The organism is Deltaproteobacteria bacterium, from assembly GCA_017302835.1.
Lineage (GTDB): Bacteria > Bdellovibrionota > Bdellovibrionia > Bdellovibrionales > Bdellovibrionaceae > UBA2316.
On record JAFLCC010000016.1, the window covers coordinates 42,375 to 65,245 of the forward strand.

Annotated in this window: 21 protein-coding genes; 15 read left to right on the forward strand and 6 right to left on the reverse strand. The window is 36.9% G+C overall.

Annotated elements, in window-relative coordinates:
* Window positions 1–232: 232 nt before the first annotated feature.
* Both J0M15_14230 and J0M15_14235 read left to right on the forward strand, forming a co-directional pair.
* The gene (locus J0M15_14230) at window positions 233–634 is read left to right on the forward strand and encodes a hypothetical protein (protein ID MBN8538207.1); all 402 of its coding nucleotides are present in this window, start codon (window positions 233–235) and stop codon (window positions 632–634) included.
* A 91-nt stretch (window positions 635–725) separates the two neighbouring features.
* Window positions 726–1,316 (forward strand): hypothetical protein, encoded by a 591-nt coding sequence (locus J0M15_14235; GenBank protein ID MBN8538208.1) that lies wholly within the window; start codon window positions 726–728, stop codon window positions 1,314–1,316.
* Between the two features lie 8 nt (window positions 1,317–1,324).
* Here the strand turns inward: J0M15_14235 and J0M15_14240 are convergent, their stop codons facing one another.
* A complete protein-coding gene (locus tag J0M15_14240) occupies window positions 1,325–1,999 on the reverse strand; it encodes a Crp/Fnr family transcriptional regulator (GenBank protein MBN8538209.1) in 675 nt (224 codons plus the stop codon).
* Between the two features lie 147 nt (window positions 2,000–2,146).
* Between J0M15_14240 and J0M15_14245 the strand changes: the two genes are divergently transcribed.
* Both J0M15_14245 and J0M15_14250 read left to right on the forward strand, forming a co-directional pair.
* Window positions 2,147–3,076 carry an HNH endonuclease gene (locus tag J0M15_14245; GenBank protein ID MBN8538210.1) on the forward strand — a complete coding sequence of 310 codons (930 nt, stop codon included), beginning with the start codon at window positions 2,147–2,149 and terminating at the stop codon, window positions 3,074–3,076.
* An 8-nt stretch (window positions 3,077–3,084) separates the two neighbouring features.
* Window positions 3,085–3,477, forward strand: coding sequence for a hypothetical protein (locus J0M15_14250; GenBank protein ID MBN8538211.1), 393 nt, complete (start codon window positions 3,085–3,087; stop codon window positions 3,475–3,477).
* On the opposite strand, the gene pepN is transcribed toward J0M15_14250, so the two are convergent.
* Window positions 3,474–6,149, reverse strand: coding sequence for an aminopeptidase N (pepN, locus tag J0M15_14255; GenBank protein ID MBN8538212.1), 2,676 nt, complete (start codon window positions 6,147–6,149; stop codon window positions 3,474–3,476). The two genes, J0M15_14250 and pepN, sit on opposite strands and share 4 nt — an antisense overlap.
* Before the next feature lie 106 nt (window positions 6,150–6,255).
* Between pepN and J0M15_14260 the strand changes: the two genes are divergently transcribed.
* The 3 genes from J0M15_14260 to J0M15_14270 all read left to right on the forward strand — a co-directional run bounded on the left by J0M15_14260 (window position 6,256) and on the right by J0M15_14270 (window position 8,659).
* Window positions 6,256–6,603 (forward strand): hypothetical protein, encoded by a 348-nt coding sequence (locus J0M15_14260; protein ID MBN8538213.1) that lies wholly within the window; start codon window positions 6,256–6,258, stop codon window positions 6,601–6,603.
* Window positions 6,604–6,831: 228 nt separating this feature from the next.
* Window positions 6,832–7,947, forward strand: coding sequence for a transglycosylase SLT domain-containing protein (locus J0M15_14265; protein MBN8538214.1), 1,116 nt, complete (start codon window positions 6,832–6,834; stop codon window positions 7,945–7,947).
* Window positions 7,940–8,659, forward strand: coding sequence for a hypothetical protein (locus J0M15_14270; protein ID MBN8538215.1), 720 nt, complete (start codon window positions 7,940–7,942; stop codon window positions 8,657–8,659). Before J0M15_14265 ends, J0M15_14270 begins: the two co-directional genes overlap by 8 nt.
* Before the next feature lie 59 nt (window positions 8,660–8,718).
* Here the strand turns inward: J0M15_14270 and J0M15_14275 are convergent, their stop codons facing one another.
* Window positions 8,719–9,855: a hypothetical protein gene (locus J0M15_14275; protein MBN8538216.1), complete on the reverse strand. Its 1,137-nt coding sequence runs from the start codon at window positions 9,853–9,855 to the stop codon at window positions 8,719–8,721.
* Between the two features lie 288 nt (window positions 9,856–10,143).
* On the opposite strand from J0M15_14275, the gene J0M15_14280 reads away from it, so the two are divergent.
* On the forward strand, window positions 10,144–11,451 hold the full coding sequence (locus J0M15_14280) for a hypothetical protein (GenBank protein MBN8538217.1): 1,308 nt from the start codon (window positions 10,144–10,146) through the stop codon (window positions 11,449–11,451).
* A 243-nt stretch (window positions 11,452–11,694) separates the two neighbouring features.
* Window positions 11,695–12,405 carry a pirin family protein gene (locus tag J0M15_14285; protein ID MBN8538218.1) on the forward strand — a complete coding sequence of 237 codons (711 nt, stop codon included), beginning with the start codon at window positions 11,695–11,697 and terminating at the stop codon, window positions 12,403–12,405.
* A gap of 117 nt (window positions 12,406–12,522) precedes the next feature.
* Here the strand turns inward: J0M15_14285 and J0M15_14290 are convergent, their stop codons facing one another.
* On the reverse strand, window positions 12,523–12,933 hold the full coding sequence (locus tag J0M15_14290; protein MBN8538219.1) for a hypothetical protein: 411 nt from the start codon (window positions 12,931–12,933) through the stop codon (window positions 12,523–12,525).
* Between the two features lie 121 nt (window positions 12,934–13,054).
* Here J0M15_14290 and J0M15_14295 point away from each other — a divergent pair, with 121 nt between their 5' ends.
* From J0M15_14295 to J0M15_14310, 4 genes are all read left to right on the forward strand, one after another.
* Complete coding sequence (locus J0M15_14295; protein ID MBN8538220.1) at window positions 13,055–13,927, forward strand: LysR family transcriptional regulator; 873 nt, start codon at window positions 13,055–13,057, stop codon at window positions 13,925–13,927.
* Between the two features lie 403 nt (window positions 13,928–14,330).
* Window positions 14,331–14,801, forward strand: a complete 471-nt coding sequence (locus tag J0M15_14300) for a hypothetical protein (GenBank protein ID MBN8538221.1) — start codon at window positions 14,331–14,333, stop codon at window positions 14,799–14,801.
* A gap of 245 nt (window positions 14,802–15,046) precedes the next feature.
* Window positions 15,047–15,298, forward strand: a complete 252-nt coding sequence (locus J0M15_14305) for a hypothetical protein (GenBank protein MBN8538222.1) — start codon at window positions 15,047–15,049, stop codon at window positions 15,296–15,298.
* A gap of 8 nt (window positions 15,299–15,306) precedes the next feature.
* Window positions 15,307–17,886: a tail fiber domain-containing protein gene (locus tag J0M15_14310; GenBank protein MBN8538223.1), complete on the forward strand. Its 2,580-nt coding sequence runs from the start codon at window positions 15,307–15,309 to the stop codon at window positions 17,884–17,886.
* A 22-nt stretch (window positions 17,887–17,908) separates the two neighbouring features.
* Here the strand turns inward: J0M15_14310 and J0M15_14315 are convergent, their stop codons facing one another.
* Window positions 17,909–19,093 carry a GNAT family N-acetyltransferase gene (locus tag J0M15_14315; GenBank protein MBN8538224.1) on the reverse strand — a complete coding sequence of 395 codons (1,185 nt, stop codon included), beginning with the start codon at window positions 19,091–19,093 and terminating at the stop codon, window positions 17,909–17,911.
* 17 nt (window positions 19,094–19,110) lie between these two features.
* Here J0M15_14315 and J0M15_14320 point away from each other — a divergent pair, with 17 nt between their 5' ends.
* Window positions 19,111–20,625: a PLP-dependent aminotransferase family protein gene (locus tag J0M15_14320; protein MBN8538225.1), complete on the forward strand. Its 1,515-nt coding sequence runs from the start codon at window positions 19,111–19,113 to the stop codon at window positions 20,623–20,625.
* Between the two features lie 82 nt (window positions 20,626–20,707).
* On the forward strand, window positions 20,708–20,875 hold the full coding sequence (locus tag J0M15_14325; GenBank protein ID MBN8538226.1) for a BlaI/MecI/CopY family transcriptional regulator: 168 nt from the start codon (window positions 20,708–20,710) through the stop codon (window positions 20,873–20,875).
* A 393-nt stretch (window positions 20,876–21,268) separates the two neighbouring features.
* On the opposite strand, the gene J0M15_14330 is transcribed toward J0M15_14325, so the two are convergent.
* Window positions 21,269–22,483, reverse strand: a complete 1,215-nt coding sequence (locus tag J0M15_14330; protein ID MBN8538227.1) for a hypothetical protein — start codon at window positions 22,481–22,483, stop codon at window positions 21,269–21,271.
* Between the last annotated feature and the right edge of the window lie 388 nt (window positions 22,484–22,871).

Sequence of the window (22,871 nt, forward strand, 5' to 3'; positions counted from 1 at the left end):
TTTGTTCATTTTGTGCAATTATGATTGATTTGTGCATTTTGTGCATTTCGTTCCTAAATGTAAAGACAGGCGAAAGATCCTGGAAGTAAGAGAGTAAAGTTCCTGCGTCAGAAACTTAAGCAGATTAATGGTGTCAAATTATCTTGGCTTTAGTTTTGCTTAGCTTGGTAATTGCTAAGTAGAACAGATAAGTTTTCTAATCAATTAATCAAATAAAACAAAAGGGGGAAATGTGAAAATGGTATTAAATCAACTTGCGTTAGCAACAATGATTCTATTTATGGGAGTATTAAATTCAGCAGTTGCGAGGGACAGGGATCACCGTGGGTACGGCAATTATCAATGCTCATTTGAAGATAAAGGCTGGGAAGAGCATGGAGGTGGCCATGACAGTTGTGGAGAATGCTTAAAGCATCATGGAAAATGTATTAGGACATGTTACGAAGAGACCTATAAGTGTACTGTTCTCGGCACTGATCGTTATGGGACCACTCGTGAGTTTATTGAGGAAGGTTCCTCTCAGTGGAGGCTCGAACAGAAGGCTATGGATCGTTGCGATTACTTAAGATATGAAAGATGTGAACCCAAGGGTTGCCAAAAAGAAACAAATGTCATATCTAGAAATCGTTGTTAGGGGGCTTGCTTAAAGCATTGCTAATTTTTTTTATAGACAAAAACTCAGCTTTGAATTTTAATGACAATTGAAATTCAAAGAAGGGATTTTTATGAATCAAATGGTATTTTGTTTAATATTTTTGTTCAGTTTTGGAGCTCTTACTTTGGCTCACGCTCAGCAGCCTAACCAGATTTTGATTAATGTCGAAAGGGAAGATTTTAAGCCTCTTCAGGCAGTGCAATGGAAGGTTCTTGTTGGTAGTTCAAGTCTGACGATGCAGAATGGGAGTATCAGCCGAACTGGTAATGGCCTGGGAGTTGGGATTGAAAGAATTTTATCTGATAGATGGTCCGCTGGGGCGAGTTATGCCAATATGCGAGTTATCGCTAGTGATTCTAGTTTTTTAAATCAAGATGATTTTGGAAATCAAACAGCCCGAGAATATAAAGAAAATATTCATGTTCTTTCAGCCTATGGAAAGTATTCCATCGTTAACCTTTCTGTAAACAAATGGAATTTAGTCCAAGTAAGTTTGCTTGGAGGAGTTATGGATACTTCGGCAAGTACATCGAAGACCTTATTAAATTATGGAGCTGCTGTATCTTATAATTATGATAATTTAATTGGTTTTGAATTAAACACCAAAGTTAACCAATATGCTGAATCGGCAACAAGTGCCAACCTTATAGGGTATTTTTAGCATTTTAACTATAAATGATGGGACTTCTCTATAATTTTATCGCGTTTTAAGATTAGAATTTTTCTTCCAGATTGATCAACAAGCCCATCCCGTTCAAACTGAGCAAGGGTTCGCATGACTGTTTCAGGAGTTGTGCCGGCCCATTGTGCTATTTCTTTTCGAGTCCATTGTTGATCTTTAAATTGGTCTTGTAAAAACAAAATGGCTTCGGCAACTCTTTGAGGGGCCCCTTTATCAATTTGGTCTATCCATTTTTCTTCAGCCTGGCGTAAGTCTTTGCAAATAAATTGCATAAATTTTAAAGAGGATTCGGGATGTTTTTTTAAAATCTCAATGAATTCATTTTTTGGGATAAAGCATAGATCAGAGTCTTCAATGGCGATAGCATTCGCTTTATAAGATTCGCCAGCCAAAAGAGATCTGTACCCTATAATGCCACCAGGTCCAATAATTCTTAATGTGTGGGAATTTCCCTCACAGGAATTGACTTCCAATTTCACTAATCCCGATTGGAGAATAAAAATTCCCAAGGGTTCATTGCCCTCCATAAAGATAGATTGGCCGTGTTTGTATCTACATTTTACTTTGATTTTATCTAATAGAGTGCTCACTTCAGAAAAAACACATAACACACTCTCGGTGTGGTTTTCGCAATTTTCACAGGAGTCTTTCTTTAATGACATAGGGTGGTTTTAAATGAAAAAAAAATAAAAAGCGAGGAATTATTGACTGCAATGAGTCTAAACATTTTGGAAATAGATATTTTTGCAGAATCGGTATTGCCAAAGTCACTCTTTTCAGACTTTAATTGATCTCGAGGCGGTGTTTTGATGAACAATCTATATAGTAAGATTCTCATTGCAGTGCTCTTAATCAGCCTTAGATTGTATTCAACCGTTCAGCATTCGGGTTCGGCCCCAGAAAACAATCAAGCCTACGATCATTATTATTTTTTTTCTGATAAAACTGTGGATCGTCGTCGCTTTGAAAATCCAACTGAGTTTGCAAGAAGTGCCATAAAAACAGGATTGATTCCTGTAACCAATCAATTAAATTTATTAATTTGGCAGAAATTTCATCAACCCCTACAGGTACCTCTAGTGCCCTATGATAGAGTGAAGCAATTTGGTACCTGGATTGTCGATAGCAGAAATGGCACTTGTTTAAACCAAAGAGGAATTGTGCTTGTTCGTGATTCAAAAGATCCAGTAGGTTTGGTTCCAGGAAATAAATGCTTTGTTTCTCAGGGTAAGTGGCTAGATCCCTATAGTAATCGGTTATTCGTTTTATCTAAAGAAATTCAAATAGACCACATGGTCCCATTAAAACACGCCTATATTGCGGGGGCATGGAAATGGGATAACAAACTCAGATGTCTGTATGCAAATTATATGGGATATAGAGGTCATTTGGTATCGTCTTCGGCCTTTGAAAATTTATCAAAAGGAGACTCTTCCCCCTATAGTTATTTACCTCCTAATTCCAATTACGTCTGTACCTATCTGGCAGAATGGTTAAGAATAAAATTGATTTGGAATTTGGCTTTGATTCCTCCAGAAGTTCAGGCAATCGCGGATGCTTACAAAAAATATAGCTGTAGTTCGATCCTATTTGAGGTTAGTTTAGATGAATTAGCCGCCCAAAGAAAGTGGATGAAAGATAATTACAATCTCTGCGATTATAATGTGGCTCCATCCTATGAAAAAAAACAGGTAAGCCCTTTGGAACCTAGCTTGCCAGCGACAAGTATAAGACATTAATTTATGTTATGATAAAAAATATTATTGCCCTTTTTTTAATTTCAATTTCATTAAGTCTTTTTGGCTATTTATATTTAAAGACAGAGAAAAAGCCACTAAACCCATTTCAAACATATCTTGTAAATGAAATTGAAAAAAAAGAGATGAGCCATGAGCTGCCAAAGGATTGGAGCTTAATAAAAAATGTAAAGTATAAATATCAATCTAAAAAAAGCAGTCATTTGTTGGGCGACCTTCCGTTTATAAAGATAAATAAAAAGGGGATTTATAGATTAGAAATTGTATTTATGGATGAACCGGCCTCGACAGAATTCATATTGATTCAATTTAATTTAATAAACATCAAAACTAACAATCTTATCCATGAGTTTTTTCTGAGGATCAACACAAAGCAGTTTTAACCAACGAGCGCCTCGTATTTGGATAATAACTCATATGTATTTTTAGAAAGTTTATTATCTTTAACAAAAAGAGAAATTTTAGCAGATAAGAGTGTTTTGACTTCTTGAGGCAATAAGTTTGAAATTTGAAATGCCGAAACGAGTCTCGCAGCAACTTGAGGATTGAATAAATCAATTCGTTTTATAACCTCCAGATAAAAATCCCAGTAGTTTTCTTTAGAGTAAAAAACATAAATATTTTGTCCAAAAGTACGAATTAAAGAATAAACTTGATTTGGATTTTGAATATTAAAACCTTCACTATGGTAAATTTTTTGCACAAGTTCGAAAGTGGTTTCAGAATTAGTGTCGGCAATGACTTGCATCCATTTTTGGATAACCAAGGGCTCATGTTCCCATTTTTTTAAAAAAGAATTCATTTCCGAAATTTTGTTAGTATCATCTAGCAATCGCATTCTAAACTTAAAATAATTAATTTCTTGGTTAAAATTATGGTCTATTTTGAGCTCCGAAAGCAAAGCTAACAGATTCTCATTTTGGTCAGAGAAACATAAGAGTTCGAAAAGATTATTTAATAATTCTCTTTGGGCCGCCATTTTGAAATCATATGCTGGAGCTGATTCTAAGATTGAAATTTCATTTTTGAGTTTAAGCAAATAAGATTTAATTTCTTGAAAACTTGATTCAACAATATGTTTTTTTATGAAATTCTCGATCTTTTGTAAAAGACTTGAATCGAGAACTTTTATATTTTGGATGACAATTTGAGGGTTTGGAAATAGTAATAATTTTGATTTTACGATAGCGGACAAATTTTCATTTCTAATACAGGATAAAACCAATTCACTGAATGTCTTTAAGTATGAAAGAAGATCCTGATCTTCATCAACCAATTCCATGAGGTTCCTATGCGGATCTATTTTAGCACTCTTATAGATTCCATTAAAGAGCTGAATGTAAATAGTAGAAAGTGATTCCCTTCGGTTGAAAGTGTCATCGTCATGATTTGCCAGAATAAATAAATCGTCTAAAGTTCTTTCCCAGGTTACTTTAAGTGGGGAAGAAAAATTTCTTAAAAAAGAGATAACTGGTTTAGTGGCTAAATCATTCAGCTGTAAAAAAAACAAGGGTTCTTTTAAGTTAATAAATTTTTCCCCATCCGAATTGATATGAATGTCTTTGTTAAGAATATCTAACTTATTTCCGATCTTGTCGAAAAAATCTATAAAAATAGGAAAATGAAATAGATTGTCTTTCTGTTCAATCGAAAGAGTGTAGCTTTTGGTAGCTTCATTGAAAGTCTCTTTAACGATGATTTCTGGAGTTCCGGAAATCTCATACCACCGACGAAATATTTCTGACATGATTCCAGAGTCATCTAGAATAATTTTTCTAAAATCGTCAGTGGTAATGGCCTGACCATCAAATTTATTAAAATAATTGTTCATGGCAATTAGGAATTGTTTTTTTCCTAAAAGATTTTTCATCATGCGGATGATCTCTGCACCCTTTTCATAGATAGTAGATGTAAAAAAATTATCAACGCTGAAACAGGAGTCTGGTCTCACTGGATGGGCGTTGGGGCCAGCATCTTCAGGGAATTGTTTCTCTTTAAGGGTGTCGACATCTTTTATCCTCTGTACCCCTTTTTCTGTCATGTCTGCTGAAAATTCCTGATCTCGAAAAACTGTTAAACCCTCTTTCAAAGAAAGCTGAAACCAATCCCTTAAGGTGATGCGATTCCCTGTCCAATTATGAAAATACTCATGGGCGACAACAGATTCAATATTAAAAAAATCCATATCAGTTGCTGTTTTTGGATCAGCAAAAATGAGTCGAGAATTAAAGATATTTAATCCTTTATTCTCCATGGCTCCGGCATTAAAATCATCAATAGCTACGATGAGATATTGAGATAAATCATATTCACGATGAAAGACTTGCTCATCCCAGAGCATGGCTTTTTTTAAAGAATCCATGGCATGATGACAACGAGACTCTTTTCCATGGTCGCAATAAATTTCTAAGGAAACCTTTTTCCCAGTCATTGTTGTAAAACTGTCTTTGATGTTGCCAACATTTCCAGCAAAAAGCGCAAATAAATAACAAGGTTTTTTCCAAGGATCCTGCCAGGTGACTCGATGTCTATTTAAAGAGATATCCTTTTTGTTAATCTGTTCTCCATTTGAAAGTAAAACTGGAAAAATCGTTCTGTCAGCTTCAATAGTAACTAAAAAACTTGTCATGATGTCAGGGCGGTCGGGAAAGTAAGTTATTTTTCTGAAGCCCTGAGCTTCGCATTGGGTGACAAGGTATTTATTGCTTTTGTAAAGACCTTCAAGTGACTTGTTGTTGTATGGGTCGATTTCTGTTTTAATTAAAAGTTCAAACTCCATTTCCATTGGACGGAGCACAAGTAGTTCCTTGTCCGTCTCTAAAGTGAATTCATTTGGAGTCAGAACATGATTGTTTTGAGAAATACTCAGAAGGGTTAATTGAGAGCCATTTAAATAGATAGGCTTAAGTTCAAAAAGACGATAACGTGATTTTTGGGTAACGAGGACTTTGTCTTCCCAAATTTCAAAAATGAGCTCTGTAGATTTGATTTCAAAATGAGGAGCCTGGTAGTCTTTTAAAAAAACTTTTTGAGATGTAAGCGGATCTGTAGTCATTTAAATGTCCTTAGCTGTATTTAAATAAAGTATAAGAGCTACTTTGTATTGTCACTTTTAAAGTTTCACGGTAGATTAAAAAGATGCTCTTCAGAGAAAGTAAAATATGAGATTAAGATCTGTCATCATTGCGAGTTCGCAATTAAAAAAAGTATTAAATTTTTATGAATTACTTGGGTTGGTTTTTCAAAGGAATCAGGTCAGTCTGGGTACCGAGTTTTACACTTCCCAAATTGAGAATTTAGAAATTTCATTTATAGAAAAAATTAATATAAGGGTGGACTCTCAACCACACTATACTTTTTCTTTTAAAGTTTCAGATATAAATAGCATTTTTAATAAGTTAACCCAGGCCGGTTTTATAGGGATATTAGATCCTATAGACGATAAAGAGGGTAAAAAAGCCATTCTTATGGATCCTGATGGCCGGTCCGTAGAAATCACGAGTTACTAATTTTTGTCTCATTTTTTTAATAAAAAATGAAGACAAATGTTTTAAAAAATGTAGAGACAAAATACACAGAAGAATATCTTTTTGAATTCGCAATGGATTAAAGGTGTCAAGTGAATCTACATAAAGCATTGATAATAAATCCACTCCATTTTGTAAAATAATTTAAAAACAAGTCGATAAATAGCTAATAATAAGAGGGTAGTCATCAATCTTTTTGAGGTAATTACTTTGGTTAAACTTACAATGATTGGCATAACATTTCTATTTCTGCTGGGGTGTGCTGGACCAGCGACTCCATTTGGTGCCGTTCCCATAAAGGAAATCTATAGAATTTCAAAGGGGCTTCCAGATGAATTGAGTGACCCAGACATGCGGTCTGACCCTTTAATGCCGGCCCGTGGGATAGCAGCTACAAATAATGCCTACATTGCCGTTAGTCCAAAGAATCAAGTTTTTCATAAAAAACAGGATTTGCGAGTCCATCTGCATGATTCCCTGAAATTAAATATGAAAAATAAGATCACTGTGAAATTTAACGGTGTTAATATGACTGACGAGTTTTATAAAAAAGCCCAAGTGATTTTAAATAACAATAACAATTTAGTTTTTGAATTTGAAAATTTTAAATTAAATCCCAAACAAGAAAATAAAATTAATTTTTCTTTTAAGTCAGCTGAAAATAAGAAATTAAAAATCGATATCACTCCTCCTACTTGCTTTTGGAATGAGCTAAATGAAATTAAATCAACAGAATGGTTTTCGGTTCATTCAGATATGTTAAAATGGATCAATTATTTAGGTGAAAAAGAAAGAGTTAACCCCATTCTTCTTGGGGGGTTGATTGCTCAAGAATCTGGATTTAACACGAAGGCTTTAAGCTATTCTAAAGCTCTTGGATTGACTCAAATCACTCCAATTGCTGAAAAGGAAATTATATCTGAATATCCAGAATTTCCAAGGTTTCCAAAAATAAATAATCTTAGCTTTTTGAAATTGAAATCTTTAATTTCTTTTGGAAAAATTAATGCGACTAACGAGTGGCGATTGGACCCTAAGAAATCAATTCAAGGAGGATTGGCCTATTTAAATTATTTAAAAACTTACTGGAACAAAAATGAACAAAAAGAATTTTTAGATAGAAACTTGGGAGATGATATTAATTTTGAAAAGGAAGTCGAATGGATTATATTAGCGAGTTATAATTCAGGATTTACTCGTGTAAGAAATTCAATTTTCAAAAATAAAAGTAGTTGGCTTAATGACGTTGAATTAAGTGAGGCACGACGGTACGTTAACATGATTTCCAGTTATTGCTTTGCTTTTTCAGGGAAACTTTATGAATAAAAAGCCATCTTATTTTTCATGGTTATCCCTATTTTTATTAGGAGTGGTTATTTCCTTTCCAGCGCAAATTTTGTATCTATTTGAATATGAACTTAGTGATATTTATTTATGTTTTTCACAGCTAAGTCTTATAAATTGGCTGGTAATGGCTTCCTGTTTGATTGCTAGCATTTTTATATGGAGGGTTTACAAATATATAAATTACGTCGCAGTAGGATTGGTCCTTCTTGTTTCCGTAAATAATTTAGCAGTGGGCCTGACAGAGGTGAACTACACGATAATGGAATCAATGATTTCTGTAGTTATTTTTGTCATCCCTTTAATGTTTTTGTTTAATCCTAGCTATCAAAAATTAATTTACAATCCAGCACTTCATTATTGGAAGACTCCTCGGAGATTCTCTTTGCAAGAAGCTGTTTATATCGATAAAGAATTAAATATAATTTCAGAATCTGTTAATGTATCCAGTTCGGGTATACTTATTAGAATTAGTAACAACGAATTGACGAAAATGAACTTGATCGAGAGATTTAAAAGTCCAGTTCTTATTAGGTTTACAGTTAAAGGTCATCAGTTTTCTACCTTGGCAAAAAAAATTCGTTCACATTATGATTTCAAGAGCAATGAATGTTTTATGGCCTTTCATTATTGCCAGTTGAGCCTGCTTGAACAGAAAATTCTACAGTTTAATTTAGCTTCCAATTCCTATTAATTCGCAGTCCAACATTGCTCTACCAGTCTTTTTGCGCAGTCTACATAAAACAAGATGAATTAGGGCGACAATAAATCTTCGTGAAAAACTTCTAGCAAAATACGAGGTAAGTCCTTTCTCGGGACCCAAAAGGTGCCGCCCTCGCATTCATATTTATAAATCGGGTAATCAGGGATATAAACAGAATTAATGAAAGCTTTGCGATGGCAATCAGTTCCCCAAGAATTTCTAATTTGATAATAGCAAGTGTTGTTTGTAAATTTTCTTCCCGAGATGATAGAGGCATGCTCTATGGTATTACTCATTTCTGAATTGATAACATTTTGAAGTAAATACGAAATTCCCAGAGGCTTTTCATTGTCAAGAACCTTGTCAATGATGTTTAGAACCTCATTTTGAGTTATTTTTTGATGCAATTCTTCGTTGTAAAACTCCTCTGTGCTGTTTCTGTAGGAGGCAAGACGGTTAAATTTTTTTCTTTTGCTAATGCCGATTTTTCTATCCTCACAAACAACCTCGGTTAATTTTAACACGGCATTATGAATTAATGGTTCTTCTAAAACGGATTGGATTTTTTTCTTATCATAATTGGATAAAAATGTTCCTTGTGATTCTAACTCCTTAATCATTTTCACATATTGTGCTTTAAAATTTTCGTTTTTTGTAGAGATGTATTTTTGATAGTTTTCATGAATTTCACTGAAACGATTAAATTTTTCACGTAATTTTGTTTTAAATCCCGTGTTAAGCAGCGAGTAATCAAGTGATTGCGGGCAAAAAAATCCTTTTTCTTGAATGATATTTAAAGTTTCATAAATGAGGCCACCTGAGGAAAAAATTTCTTCAGGCTTTATATTGCTTTTAATCTGCGCCCATTGATAATTCAGAGCTGTATAAATGGCAGAGACCTGATGCTCAGACCCAGCAGGAGCTATTGGGGATAAACTCATGAGTTGGTTTTGAGAATTTAAATGGGATTCAATTTCATTCCAATGCGCGTAGCTCAGCAAATCAGCTGCGGTATTGGCAAAACACCAACCCATGTCACTTTGATCCCTAATGGGCCCTAGACGGTCATTTAAATTCTTGAAAGCGCAACTCTCCATGGTGGTTTCATTGGCGTAGACAGAAAGAGAAAAATAAGTACTTAGTATTAAGTAAAATAAGTTAATTCCGAATTTGCATAATCTAATCATACTCAAATTATATTTTCAAAAAGTGGGCCATCTTTTGGTGAGTATAGGGGTTGTATTTAAAACCCTGAGAAAGAGGCAAATCGATGTCAATTTATAAGACAGCTGTCAGCCCATGGATCTCATTTAGGGAATCCTCTTACGTCACAATGCCCCCTAACAGTAATTCACACTTGGCAAGATAATCGCACTACTCACCAATAAAGGTCAGTCCGGTTGGCACACTTGAGAAATAAATCCAAAGAAGTTTGGAACAGCCTTAAATGCTTTGTAAGAATGTAAGGATTAAACATGAGATTAATTAAGAGAAAAGCAAGTCAATTTGGTTTTTCTGTTGTTAAATTTTCGATTTTCATGCAGTTTACCACGGCACCTGTTTTTGCTGACCAAAGTTGTACCTACTATTATGAACCAAAAATAGATTTAAAAAGCAATGCACATTCAATTGTGCCACAAAAATCTTCTGAATCTCGCGAGATAGAATCGAAATTAAATGAACTAGAACAAAAATTGATGCCCTTTTTAGCAGAAGTCCAAAAACTTTGGATTATAAAAAACGAGAAGAACTCGGAGGGCACAAATTCAAAAAATGGTGATGATTTAAATTTGGATGCGAAATGGGATGAATTCGAAAGTGAATTTAAGAAGATCTTTGAAGGCGTAAATTTGACTGATTTAGTATCGGCTGTTGAGAGTCGATTTGAAAAAAAATGGACGGATTTTGAGTTCGTAATTTATAGAAATTTATTGGTAGTTTTTCTAAATGATGAAATCAAAACAATCAATGACTCCCCAATGATTGATACTTTGATTAAACATTTCTTCAATGAATATTCAATAAACCATAAAGAATTTTTTCCAGATATAAATACCATTAGAACTTTGTTAAGATTGAGACCTGAATTTCTTTCTATGTTTTCCTATAAAAATTTGAGAAAAAAAGCTAAAACGCCGGATATTGCTAATTCACTTTATCGTGACCTTCTTAGTATTATAAATGTAAGTATACCAAACGCAAAACTTTTTGTGACTCGGCGATTGAGTAATCCATTATTTGAAAGTCCTTACCAAAGAGATTTTGAAAAAATACGGAATATCAGTGACTTCATTAGAAAAGAGATCACGGAGTCACTAAGTTCTTCAAAAGAATCATTGTTTCAAGGGCAAAGACTTTCACATCTTCTTAAAGTTGCATATACCTTGCAAAAGATGACGGACACTAAATTGGCCTTTCCTCCAATTTCCTCTAAAGATAACCCTATTTTTGTTTTTTTAAAGTTCAAACTAAGCCAGTTATCTTCTATCGTTGATGGCAATGATTCTAAAATTAGAGACGCTCAAGTGCTCTATTTACGTGAACTGGTATCAACAGTATTTTTCTTAACAGAATATGCTTCCAAGGATTCGAAATTAACAATCGAAGTAAAGGAAAAAATTGTGGAGGCAGCCCAAGATATCACGGAGATAGTGGGATCGAAACTAATCAATTTAGGTGATATATTAGTCAATGGTTGGAATCCTCCCCTTTTTTTACTTTGGAAAAGTTGGACGCCCAGCTCTTCCTTTGGATTTCTAGAAAGATCCACAAATCAAAAATAATATAATTTTGATTTTGATTCTTTGGGAGAAGCAATAGCAATATTATATCTGAAAGGGCCCTTTCAGGAAAACAATTGCGAAAATTTCCTTCAAATAGTAGCCATAAAATCTTATGGCAGAATTTAAATTCTAGATTTTCATTTAACACGTGGTTTCCTCTTCTGATGACAATTAGCAAGTCTGTGGATAATGAATGACTTGAGGAAAAACTTTCTCTAGTTTAAATTGAAATAGGAGGTTCTTATGATCTTTCATCGTCTTAGTAATACGAGAGGCCAGGCTAACCTCGGATGGCTTAAAAGTTATCACTCATTTTCTTTCGCTGAATACCATGATCCCCAATATATGGGCTTTGGTGTTCTTAGGGTTATCAATGAGGACTTCATAGCGCCTGAAGCGGGCTTTCCTACCCACAGTCATAGAAATATGGAAATCATCACCTATATGATTGAAGGGACCTTGGAGCATAAAGACACCCTGGGAAATTCTGAACTACTTCGTGCCGGTGAAGTTCAAAGGATGACAGCTGGACAGGGGGTAAGACATTCTGAATTTAATCATCGTAAAGATTCACCGGTTCATCTGTTGCAAATTTGGATTGAACCGGATCAAAAAGAACTGCCACCATCTTATCAACAAAAGTCCTTTACTCGGGCATTAGATGAAAAAAAATTAACCCTTTTAGTTTCGCCGACGCAGGAAAAAGAGTCTTTAAAAATCCATCAAGATATTAAACTTTATGGATTTAAGTCGCATGAAAAAATTTCAATTGCAGAATCACTTCATCCTGATCGGATTTACTATTTACAAATAATAAATGGAGTTCCCTTAGTTAATGATCTTCAACTAGCTCCTGGTGATGCACTGGCTCTAGAAGCTGAAAAGTCTCTAAAACTAAGTGCCGATCAAGGCTGTGAGTTTTTGCTCTTTGATCTTCCTATGATTTCAATTTAAGAATCTACGATGAAGATTTAAAGCTTTAAAACAGCTGCCAAGTTGATTTGCTTGAAAAGAAACCGACTTTTGGGAAAAGACAAATAATCCTTTTATTGCTTTCCGCGATCAAAAAAATTATCTCTTTATTTCACAATTGAGCCGATAAATAGCATAGTCGCTTCTGTATTCGCCTGTCACATATTCATTTCGATTGTATGTAGGTGCGAAATACTTCAAGGTTGTATCATTTAAAAAATATCGATCTTTGAATGTGTAATGAACTTCATCACCAATTCGAGTTGTTACAATTTGCAAGGAGTAGTAAATGGGACCTTTACCATTGACAAACAGAGGAATGGTTTTCTTTCCCGTAATGCCACCATAACCTGAAGAGAGAGGTCGGGTGAGGTCAACATCTTTTAAAGTCTGATATTTAGCGACTTCTCCCGTAGGGAGTTTACATTCAAATGAGGGACTGACTTCAGTGGCGTGTGCTGCAGCCATAGATACAAGTCCGAATATAATGTTAAAAACTGATATTTTCATTAGGTTCTCCTTTTTTGTAATGCGTTTATTTTTTACCTTGTTTATTCATTTGTTGTTTTGGTGCTTATAAGCTAAAAATTGATCTTGAAAAAGGAATGTAAATGAAATAATTGTTTCGATTATGGAAATATTTGAGCTTAAATACTTTTTAGCCGTGGCCCAGATTGAAAATGTCAATCGAGCTGCTGAAAAGATTAATGTTTCTTCTGGATCACTTAGTAAAGCTATTGCCCGTCTTGAAGAAGAACTACAAACACCACTTTTTTTTAAGTCTGGACGAGGTATTAGATTAACTCCAGAGGGGCAAGTTTTGAAAAAGAAAGCAGCTAATATTATTTATCTCGAAGAGGATGCTCGTCTTGAATTAAGGGGGCGAGAATACGGGAGTCTCAATGTCTATGTTTCTTCAGAAGAAATATTGCAGACTTCCTTCGGAATTGAAATAGCAAAAAAAATCATGAATTTTTTTCCACAAGCGAAAATACAGTTTACGATTCGAGGCGAAGTAGCCGCTATTAATCAGGTTATGGACGGTGAGTCCCACTTCGCTCTTATCACATTGGACCCACCTGAAAATCTTATTAGTCGTGTATTGGCAAAAGTTGAATTCAAAACTTGCGCTTCTAAAAGTCACCCGCTAGTTAAAAAATATGGAAACAAGGCAATCCCTATTGACGAAGTACTTAAATATCCTTTTGTCGCTCCTGACTCTTCAATTCTAGGAAAAATTGCGAAGTCTTTCTCTATTGACGGTTGGCGAGATGACAAGTTTCCGCGGATGATTAGGTACAAAGTTTGCGGATTGAAACTGATGGAAAATCTCATACAAGAAGGAATGGCTTTGGGGTACTTACCTGACTACTTTGTTGAGAGTGCTGGGCTTACTTCCCTCAAATTGTCTGGATGTCCCTATTCATGTCAGCAAACTATTAGAATTGTAACTAAAAATCCCACGGCCCTTGGTTGGCTGAATAAACTTTGGGATCAGATTTAATAGGTACTTTCCAGAGGATGAATCGTTAACTTTCGAGGTTTACTCATGAAGCTATTCCAAATTTAATATTTAAGTATAAATTATGGAGTTTGTCTGATCTATGATTAAATACTTTTTAATTCAGTAGATTCTATTAGTGGTTTAGAAATCCTCATATTATCAAGAGAATGAAGAATAAAGAATTGAAAATTGAATTAAGAATCTCTTGGTAAATTTTTTAAAAGGCTCCAAAGTTAGAATTTGATACTGGTAAATTTACAAAGTCTCATCTTGGAAGTGTAAATTAGGATTAATTTAGGTATATCTCTACCTGTCCTAAGGGATTAGGAATTAATCAATTTAATTAGTATTTCAATTTTGGATGGTTCATTTGCTTAAACCCATAAATATGAAGGAATTTTCTATGAAAAAGATTTTATTTGGTACTTTATTCGCGAGTTTAATTACCGCCACAGCTTTGAGTGCACCTTTAACTTGCAACGGTTATAACCCTACCTCTTCTGGCCACGGGGGCGCTTTATACAATTCAGTTGAACTAAATTCTAGCTCCCAAGGTGCTTTTATAAATGTGAGAATGAATGGTGGTGATAAAACCAGGTATGAGATTGTAAAAAAAGAATCCTATTCTAATATTTACAGGTATCAACTTGCAGCTGTGAGTGGACCAATAGCAGGAATGAGTGGTCAGGTTCTTCGTTCAGACAGTGTTTTTGGAACTTTAGGTAGTTCAAGAACTTCCTTAGTTATTCAGGACTTCGGTGCTTCCTTGACCGGCCTTATTTTATACGAAAAGTTAAATAGCCAAGGTGTGGTTGTATCTAGCATTGTCGAACCCATGGAGATTTGCGTAAGAGCTCTTTATTTTCAAAAGTGAGTGTGGATCGGCGATATCTAAACTTAATTAAAAGCTCAGGGAATTGTTTGAAAATTCCTAGATTGAGATAATTTTCTCTAAAAAAATCTCAATCTAGGAATGTGTTAATAATTTTGTCAAAATTTGGGTCAAATGTAGTTTTTAACTAAAGATCTTGAAGGTTCAATCCGAGATATATCCTAAGTATGAAATGCTTAGGATTATTTGTTTTTTTACTGCTTCAATTTGTATTATCGGGTTGCTATATGAACGCTTCTATAACATCTATCGCGCCACTAGACGGCAGTTCGGGTGTTCCTCTAGTTCCATTTAGCAAAGTCACTTCGCTTGAAAATGTTTCGGGTTCAAGCAATTACGTTTCTACTGCGGTCTCTGGCTTTCGAGTCAAGCAATCTGCCGGGTTATTAATTAATAAACAACTCGCTGCCACTCAGAATGGCTACAAAGTTTATTTGCACGTTAACGGACGCATCACCTCTGGAGAAGAATATCAATGAGAAGGCCAATGAAAGTCCTTTTCATTTTATTTACTTTTTTTTTAGCGCCAGCCAGTTTTGCTAACAACCCTGGCGTGTCCTACCAAGGGCGCATTTTTAAACCTGACGGCAATCCACTTGAAGGCTCATCAGTTCAGTTTCGGTTACAAGTTCGCTCTCCTGGTTCAGAAAATTGTTTGCTTTATGAAGAAGTTCAAACTTTAAATATGGCAGGCTCTTCCGGAGTTTTTGCCCTTACTCTAAATGATGGCACTGGTACAAGATTAGATACGGCAACTTACCAAGTAGACCGCATTTTTGCTAATCGTGAAACGATGACTTTGGATACCACTCGCTGTGCGACGGGCACTACTTACACGCCTAACTCTTCTGATGGACGTAAACTGGTAGTGTATTTTAAAGATGAAACGATGGCCGCCTATGAGGCGATGCCGCTTATGAATTTAAATTATGTACCGCAAGCTATGTACGCACTTGAAGCGCAAAAAGTAGATAAATTTGAAGTGAGTCATATTCTGCGCGCGGTGGATGGCAGTGGTAATCCGGCGACAGCTCCGGCGCTGAATCCAACTCAATTAACAAATCTAAATACTCTGCTTGCGACTCCGGCAGCGAATTATGTTCAGACTACCAGTAACGGCAGTGTTGCGCTTCCAGTTGTTGCGGGAAATCCTTCCAGCGGACTTGCCACTGGGCAAATCTGGTATGATTCAGGTTCTAACGTGATGAAGTATTACGATGGGGCTGTGAAAACTTTTGGTACCAGCAGTGGTCTTTCCAGTGTGGGGTTGACGCTTCCGGGGATGTTCAGTGTTACTAATTCACCACTGACTGCTAATGGTAGCATCACCGCTACCCTTGCTAATCAGACAGCTAATACTGTTTTCGCAGGACCTGCCTCTGGCGGCCCTGCAGCTCCGACATTTCGTGCACTGGCTTCGACGGATTTACCGATCACTGGCGCTGCTGGAACCTTTATCAACGGCGGTAACAGCTTTGGTGTGGCGGGGAACATCGGTACCAACGATGCATTTGATTTGAACTTGAAAACTAATAATACTACCAAAATGACGATTCTGTCTAATGGGAATGTTGGTGTCGGAACGACAGCTCCACAGGAAAAACTTAACGTTGTCGGTAATGTTCTTGTCAATGGCAATAATTTATTCGAGTTTTTCGGCAATTCCTTTCCGCAGTCCAGCGGAAAATTACAGTTCCAGAATTTCTATGATTCCGATCCTGGAGTAGGAATGACTACAGGAAATTCAAAAATGTCCATTCAAGACATAACTATAAATGCAAATGGAGATAGTCGTCTAAGCGTCCTCAATAATTCGGACGTAGAGATATTTTCTGTCACTAGTGCTGGCAACGTTGGGATAGGGACTACGACGCCGGTCAGTAGGCTCACTGTTAATGAGACAAATGTTGCCACCTCCGGAACTAGAAACCTAAGCGATTTCAGTCTGATCGTTTTGCCACCATCCGCATCCACAGCAGTCAACCAAGGATTTCAACTCAAAGCCTACAACAATTCAACTGGAGCCTACGGCTATGGGGCTATTCGCGGGATGAGAATTGAGTCCACATTTAATGGAGCTGCGACTTCTTCTGCTTCTACTGTGGAAGGCATCAATGTTGTATCTTCTGCATTGGGCGGCACCGCAACAAATGTAACGGGCGCTAATATTCTCGCAATGGGCTCTGGCAGTCCGACAACAACATTAACAAGACTTACCGGAATTGATTTAACCACTGAGCTAGATGGACCTGCCAGCACAGTAAACATGTATGGGGTGAGTTCGAATTTGTCTACATCAGGGACCGTTACATCGACGAATCGCTATGGATTCTACCACAATGACTATAATTCCGGTACTTCGACAAATTCCTACGGCGTATATATCTATGATGACAACTGGGGCACCGTCACCAATCACTATGGGATCTTTTTAGATACTCGTGCTACGGCCACAAATAACTGGGGTGTTTACCAAAAAGTTTCAGCAGCCAAAAACTACTTCGCCGGCAACGTAGGTATAGGAACTACAGCTCCACAAACTACCCTCCAAGTTGCTGGAGTTATTTCACCAGCGGTAGACAATACCACGACTCTTGGCAGTGCCACCTATCGATTCACAACAGTCTATGCGACAAATGGTACAATCAATACCTCTGATCGTCGTGAGAAAAAAGATATTTATGAAACCGATTTGGGCTTGGATTTTATTAACAAATTGCGCCCGGTTTCCTACCGTTGGAACTCTGGAATTGATAATGATGTTCACTATGGCCTAATTGCCCAAGAAGCAGAACAAGTGATTGATGAGATTGGTAAAGGGGAAAAGACCTCTATTGTCACTCACGACGAAACAACAGATCGTTATGGCGTTAGGTACTCAGAACTCATTTCGCCCCTAATTAAAGCCATTCAGGAGCTTTATATGAAGTTTTTAGGGGTTGATCATAAGATCGCTTTTTTGAAAGTCGAAAACGCATCAATCAAGCAAGAAAACGCTGAACTTAAGGCGCGCCTTGACCAACAGGAAAAAGAACTAGCAGCCATTAAAAATAAGCTCGGATTATAAAAACTGGGAGATACTGGCATTTTCAACCAAGGGGGCGACTTCTTAAGCCGTGCAATCCGATCATCTGTTTCGACAGTTTCGAGAAGAGAATATTGTCAACTGTTTCCCCGGTTCCAGTTGTGAACTCAGATCGAAGGATACCTTCCTTTATGAAACCTAATTTTTCCGCCAGTTTAATACTGGGCTCATTTGTAGTTACAGCTCGCACGGTGAGGCGACGAAACAGCCGTTTTTCAAAAAGTTCGTCGATGGCTAAATTAATCAAACTCGTGGTAATTCCTTTACGTCGAAAGTCGGAATCCACAAAGTAGCCAAGTTCAGCCGACTTTGACGTCCAATTGATGTGCTTAATTTGAAACTGACCAATGAGTTGGTGGGTCTTCTTGTTTCGGATTCCATAATAGAAAGCATTACCAGAAGCTGCCCAGTGGGCCCTTTCAGCTATATAGGCCTGCGCCTGTTCAATTGACTCCATTGCTGCAGATTGCGGAAAGCTTTCGATAAGACTAGTTCTATTTCGCCGGGTTAACTGAAGCAGTTCATTGCTGTCTGGAAGCTGATGAATTCGAAGAGATAGAGTGTCGGTTTCAAGGTTATATGGTAAAAATTTGGAACTTGGAATCTGTCGACTTTGGAGTGCGTAAAGTCTTTCCTTTATCATTGGCCAGTCAGTATTTGTTATGCAATACAACATTCCGCTGGGAAGATCGCCATTCACTCTAATTTGCCAATGTCGAATCACTCCTTCAAACGTTGCGCCAAGACGAAGTACATTCATTTGCGAGGTATAGTTAATGTAATCAACCCTTAGCTCAACACGCACAGCACCCAACTTTTCAAATGCATATTTGAATAAAAGACTTTTGACTTCAGTGTTAACAAAGGTTCTTCGCCATTTTGGACTAATGCATGTTCCGCCAATTTCAAGGGCTTTTCGACCTGGAAATAGGCTGTGATATCTGGTTATTCCCACAACTTGACCCTCGACAAAATAAACAAATGGATTGCATTCCCCACGAGCTTGGGACTCAATTTGTTTTTTCAACATATCTCGAATCTTTTCAGGAGTATCGATTCCCCACATTCTCCCGCTCCAGCCCAAGGGGTCATGAACGGCCTCGACGATGGCTTCGATGTCATTTTGAGTCATTGTTCGTAGGACGACTCTTTCAGTGGAAAGTTCAATTGGATCCGATGCCCAGGTCATTTGCGTTCTCCTTGTTTATGAATTTATCTGAAAGAACTATCAAGAATCTGGTTGATATAGAACAACCAGATTGGTATTTAATTATACACCAGATGAAACAACTATTATTTAAGCTGCCAAAGAGTCGAGCTCCGAAATATCAGCGTCTAGCAGAAGCGGTCCGAACATCAATTCGTGAAGGGCATGTTAAAGCTGGCGAGCTGTTTCCGTCGACTCGCGAACTATCTAGAATTTTAAAATTTGATCGGCACACCATTTTAAATGCATTTGCAGAGTTGGTCGCTGAAGGTTGGATTGAAGCACAAGAGAAAGTTCGTTATCGGGTTGTTGGTACGCTGCCCTCGACTTTTTTGCAGCCACGAACGACGGTGATGCGTGACTTTCAACCTAAGCTTCCTAAAATTGAATTGGCTCGACCCGTTCATATTGGCGACTATTATCCAGAAACAAAATATAGACATGCTTTTCCATCTGGCTTTCCTGATCCGAGATTGTTTCCGATGGGGGAATTTAAGTCCTATTTGTATGATGCCTTGAAGTCGCGAGACGTTCTTCTTTATGGTGATCCAATTGGGCTTCCAAGTCTTTTGGAACAAATATCTATTTACTTAAGAAGAGTTCGGAATGTAAGCGAAAGGTCAATTTTGGTGACAAACGGTTCTCAAGAAGCCATTTTTCTTTTGTCACAGCTATTGGTTCGGCCAGGAGATTATGTGGCAGTGGAGGCATTTGGTTATCCACCAGCCATCGAAGCCATTCGATTTGCTGGAGCAAAAATTGTATCTATTCCCGTGGATTCAGAAGGACTCATCACTGACTACCTAGAAGAAATATTAAGGAAAAAAAAAGTTCGTCTTATTTACGTTACCCCGCTTCATCAGTACCCAACAACGGTCACGCTTTCTGCGCGAAGAAGACTACACTTGTATGAATTGGCATATAAATACGGCCTACTGATTTTAGAAGACGACTATGACCACGAATTTCACTATGCTAGTCAACCCGTTGCGCCGCTTGCGAGTTTTGACCCCGGTGGATTGGTATTGTATGTTTCAACTTTTTCAAAAGTATTGTTTCCCTCTGCCAGAATAGGATTCATGGCAGTGCCAAAGTCAATTGGCAATGAGTTGGCAAAATTAAAACGAATTTCTTCTCGGCAGAATGAACACCTCATGCAAAAGGCATTGTCCTTGTGGATGGGCTCAGGTGGCTTCGAGCGACATTTACGCAGAGTGCGCCGAGCTTACGAAATCCGGCTGTTGGCAATGATAGATGTATTGGGGCAATTGAAAACTGAACATGAAAAACTTTCCTGGCGCACGCCAGATGGAGGCATGGCCATTTGGTTGAACACGGGTGAAAATTCGACATCTTTGGCGACAAGAGCGAAATCATCTAAAATTCTTATTTATCCAGAACAGAACTATCAAATTGATGGCAAAGCAGGCACACATTTACGGTTGGGTTTTTCTGGTCAGACACCCTCTGAGAATGCGGATGGGCTGCGAGCGCTTTCATTTTTATTAAAGTGATATTGAAAACTAATTGTACCAACGCCCAAGGTGAAATCGCCAGAGCTGGAAGCAGGATGATCGAGTTCACACTTACCATCCTCTGATTTCTCGGCAAGACTACGAGTTGGGAAGTCTTCGTCATTTGTCGGACAATGTTTTTCAAGGCGATCCAAGTGCCATGGTCATGCACCTCATCAGCGAATCGAAAATTTCCAAAGAGGAACTCCAGAACATTCGAAAGATTCTAAATGAAAGGATCGGGAAATGAGTTGTTGAGTTCTACACCTGACGGTATCCCTGTGAAAGCACCAGGTCAGGCATGTTGGCTTGCTGGCAGCAATAGGTTCTTTGCCTTCAAGAAATTTCGTTTGCGGCGCAGCAGAGGCTGCCAAAGAAAAGACGAACCCAAATAGAACTAAGATGTAGAAGTTGGGATTTAATCTGACAGTTGCCCTTTTGTTCATCAATTTATTTTTAACTTTTTTAAAAAAATCTGTACTGTCAGTTCAAGTTTTGATTGATGGTTTTTTCTCTTGCTATTCTTAATCCGTCAAGAAAAGTTTCCATGATGAATCCCATCGCCTCTTCTCTGTCAGATAACGACGTCGAGCTGATAGCAACTTACTTCTCTAGTCTAAAGCCATAGAATTATTAGTATTACTTATTTAGATTTAAAGAGTCTATCCAAATCGAATCCCTCAGCGGCTTCATTAATTTCATCAATCCGCTGTTGCAAACCTATAAATAATTCGGCAAAGACTTCTTTGGGATCTTGCAAATCAAAACCTTCTTTTTTGTCTTCTTCAGCATGTTTAGCAATAAAATCAAAAATCAGTCGCTTTATAATCTTTTTTTCCAAAAGTGATAAATCGGGACTTAGACTCTTTCCATAAGAATTGATAGTAGCCATCGCAAAAGAATTATCCGATGACAACTCATTCGGAAACAATTCTTGCAGTTCAGGCATCTTAAGCAGTCTGACTAACCTTGCAACGACTGCAAAAGAAGGTAAATAATTTGATCTTGAAAGGGATTCAATTGAATCTTTAAAAAAATCGGAATACAATTCTATATCAATCACCCTGAAAGCATCTGAATTCTTTGAAGGTGAGTTCGCTATTATACTGGCAATTCTCGACATCGTATTTGCAGTGCCGTAGTCTAATTCGAAAGATCTCTCTTTGAGTAAATCAGCAGAAATTGTATCAACTCGATTGCCTAAAAACGATCTTTTTGACTCCAAATAAGAAATTAACTGAAGGGTTCTTGTCGTGACAGCATTGGCTCTTTCAGTTACCCTTTTGGGCAATAATATTTGCCCCAAATGATAAGATATCTCATGAGGAGTTAGGTCTGGATGATTGTCGTCAAATGGAAAATGAAGTTTGAAGGTTTGGTGTTTTCTTAGCGACAATTCAATCAATTCGCTTGCCGTAGCATAGCCAAATTTAGTTGGTAGATAAGTTATGGGATCAATTCCCTTTCCTTTTAATTTAGAATTTACATACTTAATAAATAGCTTAATCTTCTTTGCGTTTGGAAACAAGAGTGACTGCGAACCATCTGGATTTTTTATGGCTTTAACTCCCATTTTTCTTGATAACTCTTTGCCAAACAAAAAAAGTGGAATTCTAGGATCTCCTTGTCTATTGAATCCTTCTGATGAATAGTTAAACAAGGATGACCAATCAGATCCTATTAACCTTATCTCGATATATCCATCATCCCTTTTTACAAATTCAACTGTTTTTTGGATAGAGCTGAAATCCATTACTTGAGCAAAAACCTCAGAGAGATCAATTTCAACATGTCTTCCAGCTAACTCAGTAGAATTGACTCCTTTCGAAGAATAAAATAGAATACATTGCGATCCCATACCATAGGAAACTTTGGAAATTAATACTAGGAAGATTATAAAAAATTTGATTTTAAAGCATAATTTCATTCTTATTGATTAAGCAATTGCCTTGCCAGCTTAGCCTTGTTTGAAAAGATTCAGGGGTTCCCGGTCAGAGTTAAAATCTTGATAAAACTAAAATTTTTGACTTGATTTTCGGGTTAAAAATTCACTTTTTTTAGATTTTTTTAGCTCTTTAAGTTGGCAAACAGTCACCCTTGATGTCATTTTTAATGACACTAATTTGCCTCTTTCTTCTTTTTGTGGGGATAGGGGTTTAATTGGATTCAGGGTCATACTTCCATTGCAGGGCAAAACGGCTGTTTAGGTAGCCAACTTTTTGCATTATTTTAAGCTTAAAATACTC